Source organism: Pseudomonas sp. HMWF006, assembly GCF_003061205.1.
GTDB lineage: Bacteria > Pseudomonadota > Gammaproteobacteria > Pseudomonadales > Pseudomonadaceae > Aquipseudomonas > Aquipseudomonas monsensis.
On sequence record NZ_QAIU01000462.1, the window covers coordinates 1 to 5,016 of the forward strand.

The window sequence follows — 5,016 nt, forward strand, 5'->3', positions numbered from 1 at the left end:
ACCCTTGAGTTTGAAGTCCTTGAAACCGTATTTCGCATGGGCCGCTTCGGCGAGGCGCACCACCGCTTCGGCGGTCATGGCGTGCTCGTGTCGCACGCGAAACCAGTCATTATCGGCATCCGGTTCGCTGCGGTAGGCGAGGTCGGTTTCGCGCTGATCACCGACATAGAACAGGTAACCGAGCATTTTCACTTCATCACGTTGCTGGCCTTCGCCAAGCAGCGCCGCAACCGGTACGTCGAGGTGCTGGCCGAGCAGATCGAGCAGGGCCGCTTCAAGACCGGTGACGGCGTGAATGGTGATGCGCAGGTCAAAAGTCTGCAGGCCACGGCCACCGGCATCGCGGTCGGCGAAGGTCTGGCGCACTTGATTGAGGATCTTCTGATAGGTGCCGATCGGGCTGCCGACCACCAGGCTGCGCGCATCTTCCAGGGTCTGGCGAATGCGTTCGCCGCCGGGCACCTCGCCGACGCCGGTATGGCCGGCGTTGTCTTTGAGAATAACGAGGTTGCGGGTAAAGAACGGCCCGTGGGCGCCGCTCAGGTTGAGCAGCATGCCGTCGTGGCCGGCCACCGGGATGACGTGCATGTCGGTGATGGTCGGGGCTTTGGCAGTGTCGTGTGCGGTCATGTTTTTATCCTTCTGATACAGCGTTCAGGCGTGCTTTGGCGCGGCCTCGGCCACGGCGAGGTCAACAGCGGGTTTGGGTGTGGTGCGCGCAGCGAAGACGATGATCGCGGCAATGATCGAGGTCGCGGCCAAACCGTAGAGGCCGCCCTGAATCGAGCCGGTGTGTTCTTCGAGCAGGCCGAAGGTGGTCGGCGCGACGAAGCCGCCGAGGTTGCCCACCGAGTTGATCAGCGCAATCACCGCTGCGGCGATGCGAGCGTCCAGATACGCCTGGGGAATCGGCCAGAACAGCGACGAGGCGGATTTGAACCCGAGTGCCGCAAAGCAGATGGCGACGAAGGCGAAAATCGGCCCGCCGGTAGTGGACATGAACATTCCTGCGGCGGCGATCAGCAGCGCGGTGGCGACCCACGCCTGCTGGTGTTTCCACTTGGCCGAGAACGCAGCGAAGGTGTACATGCCGATGATCGACAGCAGCCACGGAATCGAGTTGAACAGGCCGACCTGGAAGTCGCTCATCTCGCCCATTTTCTTGATGATGCTTGGCAGCCAGAAGGTCGCCGCATAAATGGTCAGCTGGATGAAGAAGTAGATCAGGCAGAACAGCAGGATCTGCCGGTCCTTGAGCAGTTTGCCCAGTGAAGGACGGATGGGCGTTGCGGCTTCGCGGGCCTTTTGTTCATCGTCGATGGCATTGACCAGCGCATCCTGTTCGGCGCGGGTCAGCCATTTGGCGTCGTGGGGTTTGGCGTCGAGCCAGAACCAGACAAATACACAGAGCCCGACCGAAAACATCCCCTCAATGAAGTACATCCATTGCCAGCCGTGCATGCCCAGGCCGTTGATTTGCAGGAGCAGGCCGGACAGCGGACCGGAGATCAGCGAGGCCACGGCGGAGCCGCTGAGGAAGATCGCAATCGCCTTGCCGCGCTCGACGCCGGGCAGCCAGCGGGTGAAGTAGTAGATCACCCCAGGGAAGAACCCGGCTTCGGCCACGCCGAGTAAAAAGCGCAACACATAGAAGTGGGTTTCGTTCTGGATGAACGCCATGCCGGCAGCGACCAGGCCCCAGGTGAGCATGATGCGGGTCAGCCAGATGCGTGCGCCGACTTTCTGCAGAAGCATGTTGGAAGGCACTTCGAACAGCGCGTAGCCGATGAAGAACAGACCGGCGCCGAAGCCGTAGGCGGCGGCACCAATGCCCAGATCGTGTTCCATGTGAGTGCGGACGAAACCGATGTTCACCCGGTCAATGTAATTGACGATGAACATGATCACGAAGAGCGGCAGGACGTGGCGTTTCACTTTCGAGATGGCGGACGCGAGCGTCGAATCGACGCCCTCGTGCATCCCGGAGACGGAGGTTTTCACTTGGTTTTCTCCCACTGATTATTTTTATGCGGGGTAGGGCTGGTGCTGTTTTGTTGATAGACATCATACAACCTAAAATTTTTGTCCTACAAGTGGGGCGATGCAATTAAATTTGTCTGGAGCAGGTTTTTTTTATGCTTTTTTGCTTTTATAAGGCGTATCTATTGGGATTTTTCGCAGTGAGTGGAGCGCTGAAGCTGCACGCTATCGTCTTTTGTTGACGTGAACGCGCTGGTTTTTTCGCAACTTCCATAAAGATATTTGAGTGTTGTCATACAAGTGGTTGAGGATTTTTAGCGCTAAAATCAACCTCGTCCCGCACTGCGCGATGCTACGATCCGCTGGCCCCGATCATCGGAACCGACCATGCAAGAAGACCTCGACGCCCCCGCCCGTAAACGCGCCCATAACCTGGCGCATGACCTGGTGGAGAAACTCACCCAGAGCATCCTGCTCGGCCAGTTGTCGCCCGGCGACAAGCTGCCGTCGGAGAACGCCATCGTTCAGGAACACGGCGTCAGTCGCACGGTGGTGCGCGAAGCGATTTCCAAATTGCAGGCGTCGGGGCTGGTGGAGACGCGGCACGGCATCGGCACCTTCGTCATCGAGCGCGCTGCCGAGCAGGGTTTGCGCCTGAATGTCGATACCGCGCTCGGTGTGCGCAGCATTCTTGAGTTGCGCATGGGCCTGGAGACGCAGGCCGCCGCGTTGGCAGCGCAACGGCGCAGTGAGCAGCAACTGCTGCAGATGCGTCAGGCGCTGGATGACTATCAGCGTCTGCTGGACAGCAACGACAGTTGCGTCGAGGCTGATCGGCGTTTTCATCTGCTGATCGCCGAGGCCACTGGCAACGTCTGCTTCAGCGAAATCATGCAGCACCTGGGCAATGCAATGATTCCGCGCAACCGGCTCAATGCTGCCGAACGCGGAGCGGCAGATCTAAGCAAGCTGGGGCAGTTGGCCAACCTCGAACACGAGGCGATCCTGAATGCGATCAAGCGTCAGGACCCCGATGCGGCACGCGCAGCGATGTGGCTGCACCTGACCAACAGCCGCGACCGCTTCAGTGCGCAGGGCTGATCGCCGCTGGTCCGTTCAATAGCACGCCGCCCGCCAGCACGCTTCCAATCAGTACGGCCCGGATGTTCCGGACCTCCTGTGTGAGGTGTGTCATGGCGAATGATTTGCTGTTTCAGGGTGGTGTGTTGCCGACTGATCCGACCCGGCCGGTGCCCGGCACGGAGGAGCCGACATTGGCTGATCATGATGCGCCGCCGGGTATGAGCCCGGGGCGCGATCCATTGAGCGACGCCGATCGGCCGGAAGACTGGAAGGACCCGGCGGCGGACGATGATGTGCCACCGGCGGATGTTCCGACGCCGTTGTCGGATGATCGCAGGTAATAAAATCCCGGGTTTTGGTGCCGGGCTTTTTTGTCGGTGGTCAGTTGCAGTGTGTGTTGTTCATGCCGGCCTCATCGCGGGCAAGCCCGCTCTCACAGTGGTGTCATGGGATTTGGTGTTCGACATCTGCCCTGTGGGAGCTGGCTTGCCAGCGATGGCGGCGGCAATGCGGCTGAAGATCAGTGGCCCCCGACAGGGTAGTGCATGCCCTCATACGGGGTTCGTAGCTACATCCCGCATCAGCAACCCAAAGCGCAAATCCACCGCATCCGGAATCGGCAGGTACACCGTGTGCCCGTCCCCCGGCGCAACTTCGATCGCTTCCCCCTTGGCGTTCTGCAACTGGTGCAGATCAAAGTGGAAATTGCCCTTGGGCGTCATCAATTCCAGATGGTCGCCCAGTGCAAAGCGGTTCTTCACCTTGACCTCGGCCAGGCGGTCGCGGCGTTCGCCGGTCAGTTCGCCAACGAATTGCTGACGTTCCGACACCGAACTGCCGTGCTGATAGTTCTGGTATTCGTCGTGCACATGCCGGCGCAGGAAGCCCTCGGTGTAGCCGCGCTGCGCCAGTGATTCCAGATCGTTCATCAGGCTGCGATCGAATTCGCGCCCGGCGACTGCATCGACGATCGCCCGGCGATAGACCTGCGTGGTGCGTGCGCAATAGAAGTGCGACTTGGTGCGACCTTCGATCTTCAGCGAGTGCACGCCCATGCGGGTCAGGCGCTCGACGTGCTGGACGGCGCGCAGGTCCTTGGCGTTCATGATGTAGGTGCCGTGCTCGTCTTCAAACGCGGGCATCAACTCATCTGGGCGATTGGCTTCCTGCAGCAGGAACACCTGATCGGTCGGCGCGCCGATGCCCAGGGTCGGCTCGGGCTGGAAGGTCTGGACGATGTCGCCGAGCTGGTTTTCCGTGGCTTCCTGCGCCGAGTATTTCCAGCGGCAGGCGTTGGTGCAGGTGCCCTGATTGGCGTCGCGCTTGTTCATGTAGCCCGACAGCAGGCAGCGCCCGGAGTAGGCCATGCACAGTGCGCCGTGGACGAACACCTCCAGTTCCATGCCCGGCACCTGCTCGCGGATTTCGCCGATTTCCTCCAGCGACAGTTCCCGCGAGAGGATGATCCGGCTCAGCCCTTGTTGCTGCCAGAACTCGACGCTCGCCCAGTTCACGGTGTTGGCTTGCACCGACAGATGAATCGGCATCTGCGGAAAATGGCGGCGTACCAGCATGATCAGGCCCGGGTCGGACATGATCAGTGCGTCCGGCGCCATCTCGATCACGGGCGCCAGATCCTTGAGGAAAGTCTTCAGCTTGGCGTTGTGCGGCGCGATGTTGACCACCACATAGAAGCGCTTGCCTTGTGCCTGTGCCTCGCGAATCCCCAGCGCCAGGTTGGCGTGGTCGAATTCGTTGTTGCGCACCCGCAGGCTGTAACGCGGCTGACCGGCATACACCGCATCGGCTCCGTAGGCGAAGGCGTAACGCATGTTTTTCAGGGTGCCGGCGGGGGCGAGCAATTCCGGGGCGGTGAGGGCTTGGGTGAGAGTCATGGCGGCGTCGATGGCAAAAGCGCGGCAGCGTAAGGCGGATGTCCGTGCGGGTTATTGA

The 5,016-nt window shown here is 60.7% G+C and carries 4 protein-coding genes and 1 pseudogene; 2 read left to right on the forward strand and 3 right to left on the reverse strand.

The window, feature by feature from the left end; all coding sequences use genetic code 11:
* Positions 1-630, reverse strand: a pseudogene (gene gudD, locus DBR24_RS20065) (glucarate dehydratase); the annotation flags it as partial.
* Between the two features lie 24 nt (positions 631-654).
* A complete protein-coding gene (locus DBR24_RS20070; RefSeq protein ID WP_128615628.1) occupies positions 655-2,001 on the reverse strand; it encodes an MFS transporter in 1,347 nt (448 codons plus the stop codon).
* Between the two features lie 366 nt (positions 2,002-2,367).
* On the opposite strand from DBR24_RS20070, the gene DBR24_RS20075 reads away from it, so the two are divergent.
* Positions 2,368-3,081: a FadR/GntR family transcriptional regulator gene (locus tag DBR24_RS20075; RefSeq protein WP_123462293.1), complete on the forward strand. Its 714-nt coding sequence runs from the start codon at positions 2,368-2,370 to the stop codon at positions 3,079-3,081.
* Between the two features lie 92 nt (positions 3,082-3,173).
* Entirely contained in the window at positions 3,174-3,404 is a 231-nt protein-coding gene (locus DBR24_RS20080; protein WP_128615629.1) for a hypothetical protein, read from the forward strand.
* 210 nt (positions 3,405-3,614) lie between these two features.
* Here the strand turns inward: DBR24_RS20080 and yegQ are convergent, their stop codons facing one another.
* The gene (yegQ, locus tag DBR24_RS20085) at positions 3,615-4,958 is read right to left on the reverse strand and encodes a tRNA 5-hydroxyuridine modification protein YegQ (protein WP_128615630.1); all 1,344 of its coding nucleotides are present in this window, start codon (positions 4,956-4,958) and stop codon (positions 3,615-3,617) included.
* Positions 4,959-5,016: the final 58 nt, after the last annotated feature.

What these genes read in the sequence shown, in the direction of transcription:
- DBR24_RS20080 (WP_128615629.1), top strand. Translation starts at nt 3,174, where the DNA reads ATGGCGAATGATTTGCTGTTTCAGGGTGGTGTGTTGCCGACTGATCCG.
- yegQ (WP_128615630.1), bottom strand. Translation starts at nt 4,958, where the DNA reads ATGACTCTCACCCAAGCCCTCACCGCCCCGGAATTGCTCGCCCCCGCC.
- DBR24_RS20075 (WP_123462293.1), top strand. Translation starts at nt 2,368, where the DNA reads ATGCAAGAAGACCTCGACGCCCCCGCCCGTAAACGCGCCCATAACCTG.